The 18,854-nt window shown below is 43.8% G+C and carries 12 protein-coding genes; 6 read left to right on the top strand and 6 right to left on the bottom strand.

The features are described 5' to 3' along the window. Nucleotide 1 precedes the first annotated feature (1 nt). Nucleotides 2–469, bottom strand: a complete 468-nt coding sequence (locus tag H1R16_RS05845; protein ID WP_181887989.1) for a hypothetical protein — start codon at nt 467–469, stop codon at nt 2–4. 134 nt (nt 470–603) lie between these two features. Here H1R16_RS05845 and H1R16_RS05840 point away from each other — a divergent pair, with 134 nt between their 5' ends. The 3 genes from H1R16_RS05840 (at nt 604) to H1R16_RS05830 (ending at nt 11,253) form a co-directional block, all read left to right on the top strand. Next, complete coding sequence (locus H1R16_RS05840) at nt 604–2,637, top strand: M43 family zinc metalloprotease (RefSeq protein WP_181887988.1); 2,034 nt, start codon at nt 604–606, stop codon at nt 2,635–2,637. A 235-nt stretch (nt 2,638–2,872) separates the two neighbouring features. Next, nucleotides 2,873–5,809, top strand: coding sequence for a reprolysin-like metallopeptidase (locus H1R16_RS05835; RefSeq protein WP_181887987.1), 2,937 nt, complete (start codon nt 2,873–2,875; stop codon nt 5,807–5,809). Between the two features lie 197 nt (nt 5,810–6,006). Next, on the top strand, nt 6,007–11,253 hold the full coding sequence (locus H1R16_RS05830) for a GEVED domain-containing protein (RefSeq protein ID WP_181887986.1): 5,247 nt from the start codon (nt 6,007–6,009) through the stop codon (nt 11,251–11,253). A 145-nt stretch (nt 11,254–11,398) separates the two neighbouring features. Here H1R16_RS05830 and coaE read toward each other — a convergent pair whose 3' ends face one another. The 4 genes from coaE to ruvB form a co-directional block, all read right to left on the bottom strand. Next, the gene (coaE, locus tag H1R16_RS05825) at nt 11,399–12,028 is read right to left on the bottom strand and encodes a dephospho-CoA kinase (RefSeq protein ID WP_181887985.1); all 630 of its coding nucleotides are present in this window, start codon (nt 12,026–12,028) and stop codon (nt 11,399–11,401) included. A 59-nt stretch (nt 12,029–12,087) separates the two neighbouring features. Next, nucleotides 12,088–12,954, bottom strand: coding sequence for an MBL fold metallo-hydrolase (locus tag H1R16_RS05820; protein ID WP_181887984.1), 867 nt, complete (start codon nt 12,952–12,954; stop codon nt 12,088–12,090). 94 nt (nt 12,955–13,048) lie between these two features. Further along, a complete protein-coding gene (locus H1R16_RS05815) occupies nt 13,049–13,663 on the bottom strand; it encodes an FMN-binding negative transcriptional regulator (RefSeq protein WP_181887983.1) in 615 nt (204 codons plus the stop codon). A gap of 61 nt (nt 13,664–13,724) precedes the next feature. Beyond that, nucleotides 13,725–14,747: a Holliday junction branch migration DNA helicase RuvB gene (gene ruvB / locus H1R16_RS05810; RefSeq protein WP_181887982.1), complete on the bottom strand. Its 1,023-nt coding sequence runs from the start codon at nt 14,745–14,747 to the stop codon at nt 13,725–13,727. A 125-nt stretch (nt 14,748–14,872) separates the two neighbouring features. Here ruvB and hutI point away from each other — a divergent pair, with 125 nt between their 5' ends. The 3 genes from hutI to H1R16_RS05795 all read left to right on the top strand — a co-directional run bounded on the left by hutI (nt 14,873) and on the right by H1R16_RS05795 (nt 18,383). After that, nucleotides 14,873–16,105: an imidazolonepropionase gene (gene hutI / locus H1R16_RS05805; protein WP_181887981.1), complete on the top strand. Its 1,233-nt coding sequence runs from the start codon at nt 14,873–14,875 to the stop codon at nt 16,103–16,105. Further along, complete coding sequence (hutG, locus tag H1R16_RS05800; RefSeq protein WP_181887980.1) at nt 16,098–17,027, top strand: formimidoylglutamase; 930 nt, start codon at nt 16,098–16,100, stop codon at nt 17,025–17,027. Before hutI ends, hutG begins: the two co-directional genes overlap by 8 nt. Before the next feature lie 63 nt (nt 17,028–17,090). After that, nucleotides 17,091–18,383, top strand: a complete 1,293-nt coding sequence (locus H1R16_RS05795; RefSeq protein WP_181887979.1) for an aldehyde dehydrogenase family protein — start codon at nt 17,091–17,093, stop codon at nt 18,381–18,383. A 78-nt stretch (nt 18,384–18,461) separates the two neighbouring features. Here the strand turns inward: H1R16_RS05795 and rplL are convergent, their stop codons facing one another. Then, nucleotides 18,462–18,830, bottom strand: coding sequence for a 50S ribosomal protein L7/L12 (gene rplL / locus H1R16_RS05790; protein ID WP_181887978.1), 369 nt, complete (start codon nt 18,828–18,830; stop codon nt 18,462–18,464). Nucleotides 18,831–18,854: the final 24 nt, after the last annotated feature.

The following is an 18,854-nucleotide window of genomic DNA, read 5'->3' as shown; positions in this document are numbered from 1 at the left end:
TTTATCTGTCTTTAAAGTTTTTGGCAACTGAGAAGTAGAATTCGGAAATTTCATTCGGTGGAGTGCCCGAATCAAAACTTTGGCTGGTGTAAACTTTATCTCCTGCAGTAATTTTAATGTCTGCCGAAAAGGCACCGTCATAATAACGTTTTGTAGTTGGTGCTTCAAATGTTTCCAGGCGCGAAAGTTTTTCAGCCGACAAATTCTCAAGTATCGCGGTCCATTCCGCAGTCTGAGTAGCTACCTGTTTTACCTGTCTGTTCACTTCCACGATTTTCGATGTAGGAGTAATCGTAACCATCCTGCGTGATCCCCGGGTCATTTCCTCCAGTACAATTTTCTGGATATTCATTTTAGTAACGGCACTGCTTAAGGCAGTGTGATTCTTTTTATCAACCTTTTTCTGGGCACTGCACTGCAGGGTTATAAAAGAAAGAGTCAGCAGCAGGCCGGTTTTTAGGTAAGTCATAATTTTCTTTATTTTATAATAAATATTCATGTAATATCGCTTTATTTTAAATTATTGATCCCTGAATTAAAAATAATCTGTATTTTCGCAAATCTTTAAAATAAATTTAATATTTGATAAAAGTACAACTAATTATGAGTAAAAGGTCTTTACTGAAATCAATTTTTCTGTCGGCGTTTTTTCTGGGTGTGTCCACTGCGGAAGCTCAAACGCGCACAAAAGCTGATTCAGATGTAGTTATTTTTGGCAAAAAATACACCAATAATGAAATACAGGAAAATCCGGCAGTGGTAAAGTGTGCATCTACAGAGTACGAGGCAAGGCTTCAGGCTCAGGATCCGGGAAGAATGACTGACGCACAGTTCGAAGCCTGGCTGGCGCCATTGGTGGAGAAAGCAAAAATGGATAAATCGCAAAATAACGGAATTATCACAATCCCCGTTGTTGTTCACGTTATCCACAGCGGTCAGCCGGTAGGATTTCAGGCTAATATCAGTGATAACCAGGTGATCTCTCAGATCACGGCTATGAATAATGATTACCGCAAGGTTTTTGGCAGTAGAGGAGATAATACTGACCCGGTAGGTGCAGATATTATGATCCAGTTCGCACTTGCAAAGGTGGATCCAAATGGAAATCCGACCAACGGTATTGACCGTGTGAATCTTTGCCAAACTTCGTGGAACCCGGATGATGTGGATGTAAAAGTGAAACCGCAGACAATTTGGGATCCCAACTCCTACCTTAATATGTGGACAGTAAACTTTTCAGTTCAGGGTCTACTCGGTTATGCGCAATTCCCGAGCGGTTCAGGTCTGGCTGGTATGCCGGGCAACGGTGGAGCAGCAAATTCTGACGGTGTAGTTGCCGGTTACAGGGCATTTGGAAGTTCCGATTTTAATGACGGTACTTTTAACCTGATGCCGGGCTCTGACTTGGGACGGACAATGACTCATGAGGTAGGCCACTTTCTTGGGCTTAGACATCTTTGGGGTGACGGTGGCTGTACGGTAGATGATTTCTGTAATGATACTCCCAACTCATCAAGCGCCGGAAATGCGCAGTATAATTGTAATGACCTGCAGGATTCCTGCCCGTCCAGCCCCGGTCTGGATATGGTTCGAAATTATATGAATTATACAAATGACTTCTGCATGAATATTTTCACCAACGACCAGAAGGCCAGAATAGTTGCTGTGATGAACAATTCCCCAAGAAGAGCTTCATTAAAAACGTCTACAAAGGATGTTCCTATTGCACTTTTCCCAAACGATGCGGAGGTTAAAATTGAAAATGTTTGCGCAGGAGCAGGTTGCGATATAATAACAAACCAATTCAAACTGACAATCTATAACAGAGGTACATCTACTCTGTCTTCTGCGGTAATCAATTACAGCTTTAACGGTGGTCCAAACCAGGTCTATAACTGGACAGGCTCACTCCTTCAGGATAAATCCAGTACTGTAACTGTTTCTATACCCACAGGAACCGTTTTAACCTCTGTATCTGCAAGTATACAGACAGTAAATGGAGTTGCTGATCAGCGCGCAACCAATAATACTGATACCAAAGCATTTGGTGCTCCGGTGTATCCTTTCACAACTGTAGTTTTCAGACTGCAGCAGGATATTTATGGGGATGAAACAAGCTGGGAAATTAGAAACGGTGCGGGTACCATACTGTACTCCGGAGGTCCCTACGCAGACACATCTCCCACTATGCCGGCTTTGATAACCCAGACATGGACTTTACCGTTAAATGACTGTTATACTTTCAAAATTTTTGACAGTTTCGGCGACGGAATAAACAGTGGTTACGGAGCAGGATACTTTGATATCAAATCTCAGGATGGTACTACTGTAATTTACAGTGGTGGTTCTTTCGAAGATGAAGACAGAACCATTTTCAAACTCAGTTCAAACCTGGCAACTTCTGAAGCACTTCAGGCACAGTTTGAAGTGTATCCCAATCCGGCAAAAGATGTTCTGAATGTGACAAAAGTTTCAAACCGGGCTTTGTATACCATTTACAGTTCCATAGGACAGGTGGTTGCTAAAGGAAAGGTTCAGGATAATAAGGTGAATGTCTCCGGCCTGGCTACCGGCGCTTATATCATTACTGTGAGTGACGGTGAGTTCTCAGGAAATGTGAAGTTTATAAAAAGATAATATTCTTATTAATAGTATAAATATCCTCAAATTTATTTGGGGATATTTTTTTTGCTCTGCTCCGAAATATTTTAATAGCAGCGCAGGTCTCTCCACTCGCCTGACGTAACTCTTTCTCACAAACATGACTTTTAGCTGTAACGTAATTGTAGTACCGCAATCACAAAGTTTTGTTATTTTACATATGGTTAATTGTGAAAAAGAATTAATTTTGTTCAAATTATTTAATAGAGTCATGAAGAAACTTTTCACGTTTTTGATTCTCCTGGGTTTGTCTTCCGGCACTTTTGCACAGTGGAAGAAGGCACCACCAAAAGGAGACAGAGTTATAAACGCCTCGGTCAGAGAGGAATTTTATGTATTGAACCTGCAACAGATTAAGGCCCAGCTGGCCAATGCGGAAGAATCCGGGAATTATGCCTCCCCGGTTGTAATTTCCATTCCTGTACTGGGTGGTAAGACTGAAAGATTTAATGTATACAGTGCGCCTGTTGTGGTAAAAGAGCTTGCCGATCAATACGGTCTTGGTTCTTATGCCGGTGTGGGTATTGACGATCCGTCAAAACTGATCAGATTCAGTGTGGCCGGAGACGATTTCCAGTCATCTATCGAGTCTAATGGTTATTATCAGTTTATAACTCCGGCAGACAAATCCAAATCGCTGTTTAAAGTTCATCCAAAGACCGGGAAATCGGGAGACGGAAGTTTCCTTTGTACTACCGAGGAAAGCCCAATGGTGAAAAAGCAGATGGAGCAAATGTTCAGCAGTGCGACATCCTTTGCGCATAATCCCGCAGATTTTTCCAAAACTTCGGATAAAAAGTTCCGTACCCTAAGACTGGCACTTTCTACTACAGCAGAATACACGAATTTCTTTGGCGGTGTAAGTCAGGCGCTTGCACAAATGAATGCCACACTTACAAGGGTGAATTTTGTATTTGAAAAAGATCTGGCGCTAAGGCTGTTGCTTCAGAACTATCCACAGCTTATTTATACAAACCCAGCCGGAGATCCTTATGATGCGTGGAACGCACCTGCACCTGGAGGAATGGATGCCTGGAACGGACAGTTGCAGCAAACACTCACTAATGTTGTTGGAAATGCAAATTATGACATAGGACACCTTTTCGGAAGTAATGGTGGCGGCGGCAATGCAGGATGTATAGGTTGTATATGCGTTAATCCAACTATAGCGCAGCCAAATGGAAAAGGTTCTGCTTACACTTCACCTGGAAGTGGACAACCAATGGGTGATTCGTTTGATATTGACTATGTAGCTCATGAAATGGGACATCAGCTTGCAGGTACTCATACTTTTACCCATCAGATTCAAGGGGGTGGAAGTAGTATGGAACCGGGATCCGGGTCTACTATAATGGGATATGCAGGTATTACCAATCAAAACGTTCAGAATAATTCTGACCCTTACTTTCATGCTATCTCTATCCAGCAGATTCAGAACAACCTTATGTCCAAGACCTGCGATGTAGAAACCAATATAACAAATAACCCGCCGGTTATTCAAGCTCTGCCAAGCTATACAATTCCAAAGGGGACTGCATTTGCATTAACTGCAGTAGCAACAGACCCAGAGAATAACCCTATGACATATACCTGGGAACAGTTCGATAACGGTTCAACCGCTACGACGGCTGCAAACTTAGGAAACAATACTACAGGACCATCTTTCCGGTCTATGCCGCCCACCGCAAGTCCAACCAGATATTTTCCAAGGCTGTCTTCTGTGCTTGCTGGTGTTCTGAATAACAGCAACAATCTTTGGGAAGCTGTATCCACAGTGGCGAGGCCTCAGACTTTCCGCGTAACAGTTCGAGACAACCATCCTGTGTCTAACCAGCAACAGACGCAGTTTGCACAGCAAAGTGTAGCTGTTGGTGATGCAGGACCTTTCCGTGTAACATCGGTTTCCGGCTTCAATAATACTGCAGGTCCTTTAACATGGGATGTTGCAACTACAAACGCGGCTCCTTATAATGTAGCTAACGTAAAGATTGACTATACCACGAATAACGGCAACACTTGGGTAACCCTTTTGGCTTCCACGTCTAATGATGGTTCAGAAAATGTTGTTTTCACCGGCATTCCTACAGGTTCAAATGTAATAGTTCGGGTAAGTGCTATTGATAATGTGTTTTATGCCGTTGGTTCACTTCTGGTAGGACCTCTAGCTGCATGTGACGGAACTGCTCCTACCGGTGTTTCTGTATCGGGAGTAACTGGCTCAGGTGCAACTGTAACCTGGACAGCAATGAACGGAGCTACCTATGAAATCCGTTACAGAATTGTAGGTTCACCTACCTGGATTACGGTAACCAGCAGCAATCCGATGGTAACACTTTCCGGACTTCAGCAGAATTCAAATTATGAAGTTCAGGTTAATGCTACCTGCAGCGGAACTCCCGGGCCCTTCTCCCCATCAGTAGCTTTTTCGACAACTACAGTGACGTATTGTCCTGCAGCATCGCAAAATGCTCAGTTTGAATATATTTCGAATGTAACACTGGCCAATGTAAATAATACTTCATCCGCGAGTTTGTATACCAATTATACCGCTACTCCGGCTTTACAGATTAATGTAGTACAGGGCAATACGTACACATTGTCAGTTACTAAATCTTGGTTATCAGGGGGTGCCGATTTTGACGCGGTAAGTACATGGATAGACTTTAACATGAACGGAACTTTCGAAGATTCAGAACGAATAATGACTTCGCCAGTAAGCACCACATCAGTGGTTACTTCTAACTTCACTGTTCCGACAACAGCAGTTATAGGGCAGCCTCTTCGGATGAGAGTTATAAATATATTTGCCGGCGCATCTAATGCCGGGGCGATCCTTACTAATCCATGTGCTAATCCTGGCTACGGCGAAGTGGAAGATTACAATGTTGTAGTAACAGGTTCAATGGCTACAAGTGAAGTACAGGATTCCGGAGTGAAAATATACCCTAACCCTGCTACTGATGTACTGAACATTACAAAGGTTTCAGACCGTGCGGTTTACCAGATTCATAATATGGCCGGACAGCTTGTAAGCGGTGGTCAGATTAAACGTAACCAGGTTAACGTTTCGGGTCTTACTATTGGTAACTATATCATCAGTGTAACTGATGGTGATTTTAAAACCAGTATGAAGTTTATTAAGAAATAATTGATTTTCACAATTTATGAAGGCCGTTGTATGTACCTCATGCAGCGGCTTTTTTCGTTCCTGCTTATTTACGGTCATTATTGATTGGAAATGCTAAAAAGCGAAAAGCGTTATTAAAGTATAAAAAAATGTAAGAACTTATATACTAACTATTAAAAATATCTTAGATTTGTAAATAATATAGAAATAGTGTTATTATGAAAAAACTTTTATTAATTTTCCTTTTAGGATGGATAGCACAGGTCAGCGGTCAGGCTTGTCCTCCTGTTGCTGCGCCCTTTCTGGAACCTTTTAGTACGGGCGCACTACCTGCATGCTGGATTAATCAGAATCCAACAAGCACTTCCACAAATGCTAATGTTAAGTGGAAGTTTAGTGGAGCACCTGGTTATGGAGCAACCAATAACGGTAAACCGGCGGGAACGTACGCATGGGTTGACGCAAGTACTCCTTACGACAACGAACATACCGTTGAGTTAATTTCTAGACAAATTAACCTTACAGGACTAACGGCACCATTCGTTCAGTTTGAATGGTTCAAAAATCACCTGACATCTGCAACAGGTACTCTTCCTACTTATGATAATAATGAATTAAAACTTCATATTAACGATGGTTCAGGCTGGGTGCAGCTTTGGGCGAGTACTTCCAACTTAGATGAGTGGAGAACTGTTGGTATTCCCCTTCCGGCTTCTTATATAGGTGCAACCGTAACTCTTCGATTTACAGTTGATAAGAATGTAGGTACAAACCCCTATTTTTACGATGACATCCTGCTTGATCAGGTTCAGGTAATGCAGGCTCCTACATGTTTTGTTCCTGCTCTTTTGCCACCGTCCAATGTAACACCAACTGGTGCAACAATCAGTTGGACTCCACCTGCTACTGCGCCTGCGCAAGGGTATGAATATTATTATAGTACGGTTAATACCGCCCCTACGGCAGCGACTGCAGGAACTGGTACACCAGGTACCACGGCGAATATTACACCATTAGTAGCCGGAACCACTTACTACTGGTGGGTAAGATCTGTATGTTCAGCGTCCGATAAGACTGCCTGGGTAGCCGGAGATCCGTTTACACCGGGCCAGATCGGTTCTGGTACTGCAAGCATGGGAAATCTTCCTGTGTACTCATGCTATGGTTATAATTATTCCCAACAACTGTATACTGCAGCGGAACTTACCGGTGCTATCGGCACAAATACCGTCATTAATAAGATCCGATTTTTTGTAAATTCTACAGCAACAACGCAGACCAACTACAATCAGTGGGTGGTCTATATGGGTAATACAAATAAGACCAACTTTGCTACGACCACAGATTGGGTTCCCTATTCTTCGTTATCTCAGGTTTACAGTGGTACTCTGCCAAATATGACTGCCGGAACTTGGGTTGAAATAACCTTAACTACACCTTTTGTTTGGGATGGCGTAAACAACCTTGTTATTGCAGTTGATGAAAATGCTTCTGGATATTCCTGCACCGCAAACTGGGGAAGTTACACTGCCGGATCCAATAGAGGAATTCTATATTATAGCGATAGTGTTAATCCAGATCCTGCATCGCCTCCAACAGCAAGCAGTAGGTATTCAACAATTCCACAACTACAGCTCGTAAGTGAGCCTATGCCACCTTGTACGTCGGCGGCTCCAACTACCGTTAACGTTAGTGGTATTACCACCACAACTGCCAACCTCTCCTGGACACCTGCGCAAGGTGCTGCATATATACTGCAGTGGAGACCTGTTACAACGCCTGCTGCACCGTGGACTACAGTAACACCGGCTCCAACCGCGAGTTTCCATTTGTTACAGGGATTAACTGAACAGACACAATACGAATTCCGTGTAGCATACGTATGTTCCGGCGTTCCAGGAAACTTCTCGAACCCCGTACAGTTTACAACACCGTCATTGACTTATTGTACCATCGGTACAACAAGTACAACAACCTACGAATATATTTCCAATGTTACTGTGAATGCTGTGGGTGCTCCTACCATGGTAAGTAACTCCACGGGAACGGGACAAGCGTATACAGATTATACCAATGATCCGGCGAGACTGGTGCAGTTGGTTATAGGAACTGCCGGTAACAGTGTCTCGGTTGCAAAAACATGGACCGGCTCTACTTATTCAGCAGGAACCGGTGTATGGATCGATTTTAACCGCAACGGTACTTTTGAAGCGTCTGAAAGAGTTTTGAATTCCCCTTCAAATACAACGACGCCGGTTTCACAAACTTTCGCAGTTCCAATGCCGCCACTTTCTTACAATGGTCCACTAAAAACCAGAATGAGAGTTGTTCTGCAGGAAGGAGGTAATCCAAATCCATGTGGTACTTTCACATGGGGCGAAATTGAAGATTATGATGTGCAGCTCATTATGCCACCTGCATGTTCAGCCGCGGCACCAACGAATCTTACAGCATCTAATTTAACCGCTAGTACTGCTACACTTTCCTGGATGCCCGCAACTGGTGCAACTTATGTACTCCAATGGAGAGCGGTAACCACACCAGCTGCTGCATGGACTACCGTAACTCCAGCTCCAACAGTAAGTTCTTATACTTTGACAGGGCTAAGTGAGCAAACTCAATATGAATTCCGCGTCGCATATATATGTGGTACAGTTCAGGGAGCTTTTGCTAATCCAGTGCAGTTTACTACACCCGCAATGTCATATTGTGCAGCCAATCCCACAAGTAGCACAGTAGACCTCTATATTTCCAATGTTACTGTAGCGCCTATTGGCGCACCCACAATGGTTAGTAATTCAACAGATGGTGCGCAATATATAAGTTATGCTGGAGACCCATCACGTCTTGTGACTTTGATCATGGGTACAAACGGTAATACAGTTTCTGTATCTAAAACCTGGCCCGGCACTCAGTGGAGCGGTGGAGTTGGAGTTTGGATTGACTTTAACAGAAACGGAACTTTTGAAACCAACGAAAGGGTATTAAATTCACCTTCCAATACAACAACTCCGGTAACGGCAACGTTTGCTGTGCCGATGCCTCCTACGGCGTATACGGGACCTCTGAAAACAAGGATGAGGGTTGTTCTTCAGGAAAGCGGCAATCCAAATGCATGCGGCACTTTCACCTGGGGTGAAGTTGAAGACTATGATGTACAACTTGTAGAACCTATACCATGTACCACAGCTGCGCCTCAAAACCTTTCGGCCAGTAATTTAGGGCCAACTTCGGCTACGCTTTCCTGGATGCCTGCTACAGGAGCAGTTTATGTGCTGCAATGGAGAGAAGTTACAACACCTGCAGCTCCGTGGACTACTGTAGCACCTGCACCTGTTACCAGTTTCCATATTTTAAATGGTCTTCAGGAACAGAAAACTTATGAATTCCGTGTAGCTTATGTTTGTAATGGAACTCAGGGAGCCTTTAGTGCGCCATTCCAGTTTACAACACCGCCATTGAACTGGTGTAATGCGGGATCGACCACCACACCGGTTGATGAGCATATTACGAATGTAACAGTGACACCAACAGGATTCCCTATCAGTGCACCGATGGTGAACAATTCCGGAGCTAGTACTTATACAGACTATTATTTTGATCCTTCAAAACTTGTAACTCTTGTTTTGGGTTCCACAGATAATATAATTTCAGTAGAAAAAGGATGGGTAAACGCTCCATCAAATGTAGCAGTATCTGCCTGGATCGACTTTAACAGAAACGGAACCTTTGAAACTACTGAACTTGTATTAAATACAGCTTCCAGTCAGATTACTCCTGTTAATGACACTTTTGATGTGCCTGCAGTTGGCTATGCAAGCCCTTACAATACCAAAATGAGGGTAATTGCCAGACTTACCACTGTGCCGACGGCTTGTGGAACCTTTAACTTCGGCGAGGTTGAAGATTATCCGGTACGTCTTGTGGAGCCTATTCCATGTAACAATGCAGCTCCTCAGAATGTAGTGGTTTCGGGAATAACCCATAATTCCGCTACAGTAACCTGGACTCCGGATCAGGGTGGTGCTACTTACATCGTTCAGTACAAGCCTGTAGGTGCAGCTAACTGGACTGGTCAGATTCCTGTAACTTTCCTTACAGGTACCTATACCATTCCTAACTTAGTACCTTCTACACAGTATATTGTTCAGGTGGTGGCACTTTGTGACAACGTACCGGGAGCACCAACAGAAGTACCTTTCGAAACCAAGTGTGATCCTGAACCGCCGACAAACTTTACGGTTACTTCAATTACTCCGAATAGTGCTTTAGTTTCATGGAATCCTGTACCTACAGCTTCTTATGTACTGGAGTACCGTGAAGTAGGTGCTGCGACGTGGACTACAGTTAACGTAACAGGTACCACTTATTCGCTAACAGGTTTGAATCCTTACACAACTTATGAAGTACGTGTTGCTTCAGAATGTTCAGGTGCGGTTAATCCATATACAACACCACAGGTATTTACTACATTGCCAACCTGTGAAATGGCGCCGATCGGACTTACGGTAACCAATATTACAATGACACAGGCGCAGGTAGACTGGAATGCATATCCAGGGGCAACCTATGTGTTGAGATGGCGAAAAGTTGGTTCTTCCGGATGGAATACCCAAAACCTGACTGCCAATACCTATATCATTACTGGACTGTTTGAAGAAACTCAGTATGAAGTTCAGATTGCAAACGTTTGTGGGGGAACTACCCAACAGTTCACGCATCCTTATGTATTTACAACTCCTGGCCTGATGTACTGCGATATGACAGCGGCCAGTTCAGTAGCTGAACATATTTCCAACGTTAACGTGCGACCTGCAGGTGGCCCAGAAATGAACAGTGATTCAGATGCATCAGGTTATACAAGTTATGTGAATGATATAACCAGACACATTCTTCTGGTTCAGGGTTCTACCGGTAACAGGATTTCCATAGACAAGGAATGGGCAAATACCCAGTATAACGAAGCAGTTACTGTTTGGATTGACTTCAACAGAGATGGAGTATTCTCAAACTCCGAGAGGATTCTTATCGCTCCGGCTAACCAGAATACACCTGTTACAGGAACCTTCTCCGTACCGGCAGATGCTTATGTTAGCCTTACTAATGACAAGTATGTTGTTATGAGAGTTGCAATGAGCAGAGACGGATCTCCTGAGATGTGTTCAACATTCGCCAACGGTGAGGTTGAAGACTATAGAGTAAGAATCATGAAGCAGATGCCTACTAATATTTTGGATCCTAATCAGATTACCGTTTATCCTAACCCTGTTAAAAATACCCTGTTTATCACTAAGGTGAAAGATGGCGCCAAGTACAACGTGTACAGCTCAATTGGACAGCTTATCCAGACAGGCGTAGTTTTAGGCAATAAGATTGACGTAAGTAAATTGATTAACGGTGTATTCGTAATAGATATTACAGACACTAACGGAGATACTGCACAGAAGAAATTCATTAAAGAATAACCAGCTTATCTTCATAAACCAAGCCCTCAGAAATGAGGGCTTTTTTTGTTCAACAGTTTTAATTGTGAACAGATTTCTGAAAAATAAAGACATAAAAAAAGGAGGTGATACATAATCATCTCCTTTTAATTTTATTGTAATACAATCAGCTTAATTCCAGTTGCTCCAATACAGTACGTGTTTCGGCTTCCAGTTCATCAAGACCATCGTTATTATTGATTATATAATCTGCCAGCTTAAGTTTATCCTTTTCCGGTAGCTGTTTGTCCATAATGGCTTCTATTTCCCTGTACGTTTTTCCGTCCCTGTCCATAACCCTTTTCATCCGGATGTTATCCTCGGCAGTTACCAGGATGGTCTGTGCACACTCTTTGTCCAGTCCCAGTTCGAACAGTAAGGCAGTTTCTTTAAATATAAAGCTGTTATGCTGTTGAGCTATCCACTGTTCAAAATCTTTACGTACCGCTGGATGAATAAGACTGTTCAGGCCCTGCAGTAAAGCATCGTTTTCGAAAACCTTACCTGCTACGATCTTTCTGTTGTATCTGCTGTCGCTGTCGTAGGCAGATGGGCCCAGTAATCCAATGATCTGCTGTTTTAGTTCGGGGTTGTCGTTCACGATTTCCTTTGCCCGGATATCAGAGTAGTATACAGGATAACCCATTTCTTCAATGAATTTTGCTACTGTACTTTTGCCGGAACCAATACCTCCTGTAAGGCCAATGACCTGGGGTTCGGGTTCCGGCGAGGCGGTACCGCCATCGTTAGTGTCCATAAATATGCTTTTAATTTAAGTCAAAGATAAACAATTCTGATTTTTGTGGCCTGCCGGTCTTAATATCCGAAAACATCGTTCATTGTAAATGTTTCGTCAAGACGGATCCCTTTTTCTGTCATTTTGAGGCTGGCAAGTTCGTGTTGTGCATCATGTTCAAAATATAAAAGATACTCATTGTCTATACATTTCTGCAGAAATTTGGCCTTTTCCTCCATGGTCAACAGCGGGCGCGTATCGTATCCCATAACGTAAACCTGCGGAATGTGCCCTACGGTCGGGATTAAGTCCGCTGCAAAAACAATGGTTTTCTCCTGGTACTGTATTACGGGTAACATCTGCTTCTCGGTGTGTCCGTCCACGAAAATGACATCCATTTTCAGGTCCGGGGCGAAACCGTAATTTCCGCTGGTGGGCGTAGGCAGAAAGCGCAGCTGTCCGCTTTCCTGCATAGGCATGATGTTTTCCTTCAGAAAGCTGGCCTTTTCACGGGGGTTTGGTTCCGTTGCCCATTTCCAGTGTTCCTCATTAGTCCAGTATTCCGCGTTTTTGAAAGCTGGCCGGTAGCCTGTGCGGTCGTCATTCCACTCAATTGCACCACCACAGTGGTCGAAATGGAGGTGAGTGAGGAATACATCTGTAATATCTTCCCGTACAAATCCATATTTCTTTAGATTTTTATCAAGTGAATCATCGCCCCAAAGCGAGTAATGGCCAAAAAACTTTTCGTCCTGCTTATTTCCAAGTCCACAGTCTATCAGGATCAGTTTCTTACCGTCTTCAACCAGAAGAGAACGGGTACCTAATTCAATAAGATTTCTCTCGTCGACAGGGTTGGTTCTTTCCCATAACGATTTTGGGACCACGCCAAACATGGCGCCTCCGTCCAGTTTAAATTTTCCGCACTGAATTGGATATAATTTCATTTTTTCTGTTTTGTAATTTCTAAAATAAATAATTTGTTCTTAACGCACAGCCGCATAGGATCTAGCGTTTCGGGTAACACTGATGCCTTTGCGATTAAACAGACTTAGTATTTTTCATTTTCTCCGCAACTTTTCTTGAATTTTCCTCTGGAGACTCCTGCAGTTCTTTAATGATATTCTTAAAATCAGTCTCTTTTCTGTTTTGTGAAAGTTTTGATGCAATATGAATTTCGGTTGGGAATATATTCATTCCGAAAGCACCTTTCATTTCATTTCTAATATTTTCTTCGCCAATCTCCTCAGCAAACATCGGACATCTTTGTTGTTTCTCGTATTTGTAGGTAAGTTTGTGCAGATGAAGGTAAAGTTCATCATCAGTCATGAGTCTGACCGTCCCGCGCACCTGAACCGCTTCATAGTTCCAGGTAGACACATTAATGTGGTCATACCATGATGAGGAGATATACGCATTCGCGCCTAAAAAGTCACATAGGACTTCATCTCCGTCCTTTAGTACTTTTGCCTGATGGTTCCCCCTTGATACATGCGTTTCAAGATAAAAATCTTCCATATTTTCGTTCATGACAAACATGGAATGTGTGGCCCAAAGTTTTTCCTTAGCAGAAATGAGCATCGCAAAGCCGTTTTCGCTTATGATTTGCTTCATCAGTTCGCGGTCTTCGCTCTTATATATCTTTGGGATGTACATTTTTTGGAGTATTGATAAGGATTCTAAGTAGGTTTTCTTTCGCAGATACTTAGAATATAAGCTAAAACAACTGGTCCGGTCTTTTAGGTACTGATATATTCAAATGTCTGTAAGCTTTCTCCGTTACTTCCCGTCCGCGTGGTGTACGTATCATAAATCCTTCCTGAATGAGGAACGGCTCGTACACTTCTTCCAGCGTTTCCGGATTTTCACCTATTGATGTGGCCAGCGCCGAAATTCCTACCGGTTTTCCGCGAAAGTTCTCGATCATTACGCGCATGATCTTGTTATCCATATCGTCCAGGCCAAATTCATCTACATTAAGGGAGTTCAGCGCAAACTTGGTAATACCAATCTCAATTTCTCCGTTTCCTTTTATCTCGGCGAAGTCGCGAACCCTTCTGAGCAGTGCATTTGCAATTCTGGGTGTCCCGCGGCTGCGTCGTGCTATTTCCAAAGCTGCATCTTCATAAATCTTGACTCCAAGTACGCGGGCGCTCCTCTCAATAATCATTCCCAGCAATTCAATGGTATAATATTCCAGCCTGGACTGTATTCCAAATCTGGCAAGCATCGGTTTGGTAAGCATACCGCTACGGGTAGTTGCACCTACCAGCGTAAAGGGATTAAGACCAATCTGTACACTTCTGGCATTCGGGCCGGACTCCAGCATAATATCGATTTTGTAATCTTCCATCGCTGAGTAAAGATATTCCTCCACGATAGGCGAAAGCCGGTGAATCTCGTCAATGAAGAGTACATCATTTTCTTCAAGATTGGTTAAAAGGCCCGCGAGGCTGCCCGGCTTATCCAGAACCGGTCCGGAAGTGATCTTACATCCAACTCCGAGTTCGTTGGCAATGATATTTGCTAAAGTGGTTTTTCCAAGTCCCGGAGGTCCGTGCAGAAGCACATGATCCAGTGCACCACCCCGGTTTTTAGCAGCAGCTACAAAGACTTCAAGGTTATCCAGCGTCTTTCGTTGCCCCGCAAAGTCCTGAAAGCTCTGGGGCCGGATTTTCTCCTCCTGCAGCAGTTCATCATCTGAAAAATTATCCTTATCAGGATGCAAAAAATCGGGCATACCTTAGTTTTGTATATTTTCAAAGGTAATAATTTTGGTGGATTCACTGATTATGAAACTCACCATGAAAGCAGGTTTAACCATAAATCTTTGCCGGCTTATGTATTAGTCTTAAATTTACGGATATGAAACTTATAGGACCTTTTAAACAGATTGTTACATTGGCCAATCTACCCCTGCGCGGTAAATTGGCTGATGAGCAGCTTCAGATAATTGAGAACGGTGGGATTTTAGTTAAAAATGGATATGTAGAAGAAGTAGCTTCTTACGAAAGTCTGTACAGACAGTATCCGGATATTGATACAGAGGCTGTAAAGGGCGCTCAGATCTGTCTGCCCGCCTTCACCGACTGCCATACGCATATTTGCTTTGGCGGAAACCGCGCCAATGATTTCGCCATGCGTAACGGAGGTAAGACTTACCTTGAAATTGCAGAAAGCGGTGGTGGTATCTGGAGTTCTGTACAGCATACACGTGCCGCTTCCGATGATGAACTTATTCAGACCACCCTGGAAAGAGTTAATTTCCTCATTTCTCTGGGTATTACTACCATTGAGATTAAGTCGGGTTATGGGCTGGATGTTGAAAATGAACTTAAAATGCTGCGCGTCATTAAAAAAGTGCAGGCCATGACAGAAGCTACGCTTATTCCAACCTGCCTTGCAGCCCATTTGAAACCGCGTGATTTTGAGGGCAGCAATGCTGAATACCTGGACTTTATTGTCAACAGCATTTTACCCCGTGTTAAGGAAGAAGGTCTGGCCAAACGTGTGGATATTTTTATTGAAAAATCTGCATTTCAACCAGAGGAAAGCCGTCGTTTCCTTCGGAAAGCCAACGAGTTGGGCTTTGAAATCACCGTTCATGCCGATCAGTTCACGCCGGGAAGCTCAAGGATTGCTGTTGAAGTTGGCGCAAAGTCAGCAGATCATCTGGAAGCTACCGCTGATGAAGATATTGCATTTTTGGCTGATTCCGAAACGGTAGCGGTTGCATTGCCCGGCGCCAGTCTTGGCCTTGGCGAGAAGTTCACTCCCGCCAGAAAGATCCTTGACGCAAACGGTATACTGGCCATTGCCTCCGACTGGAATCCGGGTTCAGCACCAATGGGGAACCTTATAACCCAGGCTTCGGTGCTGGCTACATTCCAAAAACTGTCCACCGCCGAAGTTTTGGCCGGTTTGACTTTCCGGTCGGCTTTTGCATTGGGGCTGGAAGACCGCGGAAGGCTGGAAGAAGGAAAAAAGGCGGACTTTGTAACTTTCAAAACAGATAATTTCCATAACGTACTTTACCGGCAGGGCAGTCTGCGGGCAGAAAGCGTATTTATCAACGGAAGAAATGTAAGCAATGAATAGAGCCAACAACAGTATCTGGCAGGGACGTTTTGATGGTGACAGTCCTTTGCAGCACCGAATCTGGCAAAGAGTATCGCACCATGAGAATTATAGTGATATTTCACCGAAGGACTTCGTTTTACACGGATTTGCAGTGGAGGAGGGGGTTCGGCGCAATAAGGGTCGGGTGGGTGCAGCTGCTGCGCCGGAGATAATCCGAAAGAATATGGCCAATTTCCCCGTTGTTAAACCTGAATTTACGTTAAAGGATTTCGGTGATGTTTCAGACAGTTCTGCATTGGAGACCGTTCAGGCAGAACTTGCGGAAAGAACAGCGGCTGGTCTGGTAAGAGGAGGTAGATCATTGGTATTGGGTGGTGGTCACGAGGTGACCTACGCACATTATTCAGGAATTAAGAAAGCTTTCCACGGGAAAAAGATTGGAATCATTAACATCGATGCTCATTTTGATAACCGCGAGCCGGAGGAAGGCATTGGTGCAAGTTCAGGTACCGGTTTCTGGCAGATTGCGCAGGAAGGCACAATCCATTCACTTCATATCGGGATACAGCGAAATTCCAATACGTTGAAGCTGTTTGATACCGCTCACAAATACGGGATGAAATATATAACAGCCGATGAAATTTTCTTTGAAAACCTGCCCGGTATCTATGAGAGGATCGATGAACTGGCGGAAAGCGTGGACGTCCTGTATCTGACAATCTGCATGGACGTATTTAATGCGGCAATTGCACCTGCAGTTTCAGCGTTGGCTTATAACGGAATTTTTACAGACCCTGCTTTCATGCATTTCTACAGACATATACTTCAAAGTGAAAAACTTGTTGCGATGGATGTTGCCGAAGTCAACCCCGGCCTGGATCCTGACCAGAGAACAGCCAGACTGGCAGCTTCGCTCCTGAATGAATGGCTGATGATCTAAGGCATCAGTTTTGAAGAATAAGGTGAACACTGTAGAACAGTTGGGCTACTAAACCTAATAAAAATGACAAAAGAAATACAGAACAAACTGGATGCAGCCGACAAGGCTTTTCACGAATGGAAAACCGTATCCTTTGGCGACCGGAAAAAGCTGTTTAAGAAACTGGCCAGGCTTCTCGAAAAAAACTCTTCAAAGCTGGCAGAAATTATCACAAAGGAGATGGGTAAACCCATTTCCCAATCGGTTGCTGAGATAGAGAAATGTGCTTTGATGACGCGCTATTACGCAAATGCAGAAAATGTGCTGAAGCCTGAAAAGGTGGAAACTGAATTCCGGATTTCGGAAATCCATTATGCTCCGAAAGGTGTCATCCTGGGCGTGATGCCATGGAATTTTCCATTCTGGCAGGTGCTCAGGTTTGCAGTTCCTACCATCCTGGCGGGGAATACCGTAGTGGTGAAACATGCGTCTATTTGTTTCGGCAGTGGAAACGCTATTGAAAAGCTGTTCTTAGAGGCGGGTTTCCCAAATGCTGTTTTTCAGAATCTTGAAGTGGGCCATGAGGTAGTTAAGGAAATTCTGGAAGACGCGAGAGTGAAAGCTGTAAGTCTTACAGGCAGTGAAGGTGCAGGTGCTGAAGTAGCAGCCACGGCAGGTAGAAACATCAAAAAATCGCTTCTTGAACTTGGCGGTTCGGATGCTTTTATTGTTCTGGATGATGCCGATTTGGAAGCTGCTGCTGAAGGTGGAGCTAAAGCCAGACTGGCAAACTGTGGTCAGGCTTGCAATGCAGGTAAGCGTTTCATCATCCAAAAAAAGATTGAGAAAAATTTTATGCCGCTCTTCATTAACGAATACCGGAAGTATGTACCTGCTGATCCCATGGATCCAGAGACCGATATAGCAGGTATGGCCAGACCGGACCTCGCAGACGAGCTGGAGAAGCAGTACAATACCGCTTTGGAGAGCGGTGCAGAGATTATTCTGCCACTGGAGCGGATTTCCGATACGGCTTTCATGCCTGGACTGATTAAGGTAAAGCCGGGAAACCCTGTTTTAAAGGAGGAACTTTTTGGACCTTTGGGGATGGTAATGATTGCTAAAAATGATAAGGACGCGTTACAGCTTGCCAATGATATTCCATTTGGACTTGCCAATTCTGTGTGGACTGCTGACCGAAAAAGGCAGAAGTTCTTTATTGAAAACCTGGAGTCCGGCACGGTAAGTGTGAACCGGGAAACCAGTTCGGACCCACGGCTGCCGTTTGGAGGTGCCAAATCATCGGGATATGGTGTGGAGCTTTCCCTGCTGGCTCTGAGGGAATTTGTAACTGTTAAAACAGTTGTAGGGGAGTAGTTGATCAGAACCGTATTGTATATAAATAGAGAAAGCGTCTTAAAAAAGACGCTTTCCTGTTTATTGTAAGGTGTAAACTTACTTAAGTTCTACTTCAGCACCAGCTTCTTCAAGTTGCTTCTTAAGAGCTTCAGCTTCGTCTTTAGAGATTCCGGATTTGATTGCAGTTGGAGCACCATCTACCATATCCTTAGCTTCTTTAAGACCAGCACCTGTAAGATCTTTTACCAATTTAACTACAGCAAGTTTGGAAGCACCGGCAGCTTTAAGAATTACGTCGAATTCTGTTTTCTCTTCAGCAGCTTCACCGCCACCACCTGCAGACATAACTACAGCAGCAGCAGCTGGCTCAATTCCGTACTCATCCTTAAGGATAGTAGCTAATTCATTTACGTCTTTAACAGTAAGGTTTACAAGCGTTTCCGCTAAGTTTTTTAAATCTGACATTGTAATAATGTTTTAAATGTTGAA

The organism is Marnyiella aurantia, from assembly GCF_014041915.1.
GTDB classification, from domain to species: domain Bacteria; phylum Bacteroidota; class Bacteroidia; order Flavobacteriales; family Weeksellaceae; genus Marnyiella; species Marnyiella aurantia.
This window is presented reverse-complemented; position numbering and strand designations above follow the sequence as displayed.

Bases quoted from the DNA above. Each gene is read 5' to 3' on its own strand.
- H1R16_RS05845 (WP_181887989.1), bottom strand. From the start codon at position 469: ATGACTTACCTAAAAACCGGCCTGCTGCTGACTCTTTCTTTTATAACC.
- H1R16_RS05840 (WP_181887988.1), top strand. From the start codon at position 604: ATGAGTAAAAGGTCTTTACTGAAATCAATTTTTCTGTCGGCGTTTTTT.
- H1R16_RS05835 (WP_181887987.1), top strand. From the start codon at position 2,873: ATGAAGAAACTTTTCACGTTTTTGATTCTCCTGGGTTTGTCTTCCGGC.
- H1R16_RS05830 (WP_181887986.1), top strand. From the start codon at position 6,007: ATGAAAAAACTTTTATTAATTTTCCTTTTAGGATGGATAGCACAGGTC.
- coaE (WP_181887985.1), bottom strand. From the start codon at position 12,028: ATGGACACTAACGATGGCGGTACCGCCTCGCCGGAACCCGAACCCCAG.
- H1R16_RS05820 (WP_181887984.1), bottom strand. From the start codon at position 12,954: ATGAAATTATATCCAATTCAGTGCGGAAAATTTAAACTGGACGGAGGC.
- H1R16_RS05815 (WP_181887983.1), bottom strand. From the start codon at position 13,663: ATGTACATCCCAAAGATATATAAGAGCGAAGACCGCGAACTGATGAAG.
- ruvB (WP_181887982.1), bottom strand. From the start codon at position 14,747: ATGCCCGATTTTTTGCATCCTGATAAGGATAATTTTTCAGATGATGAA.
- hutI (WP_181887981.1), top strand. From the start codon at position 14,873: ATGAAACTTATAGGACCTTTTAAACAGATTGTTACATTGGCCAATCTA.
- hutG (WP_181887980.1), top strand. From the start codon at position 16,098: ATGAATAGAGCCAACAACAGTATCTGGCAGGGACGTTTTGATGGTGAC.
- H1R16_RS05795 (WP_181887979.1), top strand. From the start codon at position 17,091: ATGACAAAAGAAATACAGAACAAACTGGATGCAGCCGACAAGGCTTTT.
- rplL (WP_181887978.1), bottom strand. From the start codon at position 18,830: ATGTCAGATTTAAAAAACTTAGCGGAAACGCTTGTAAACCTTACTGTT.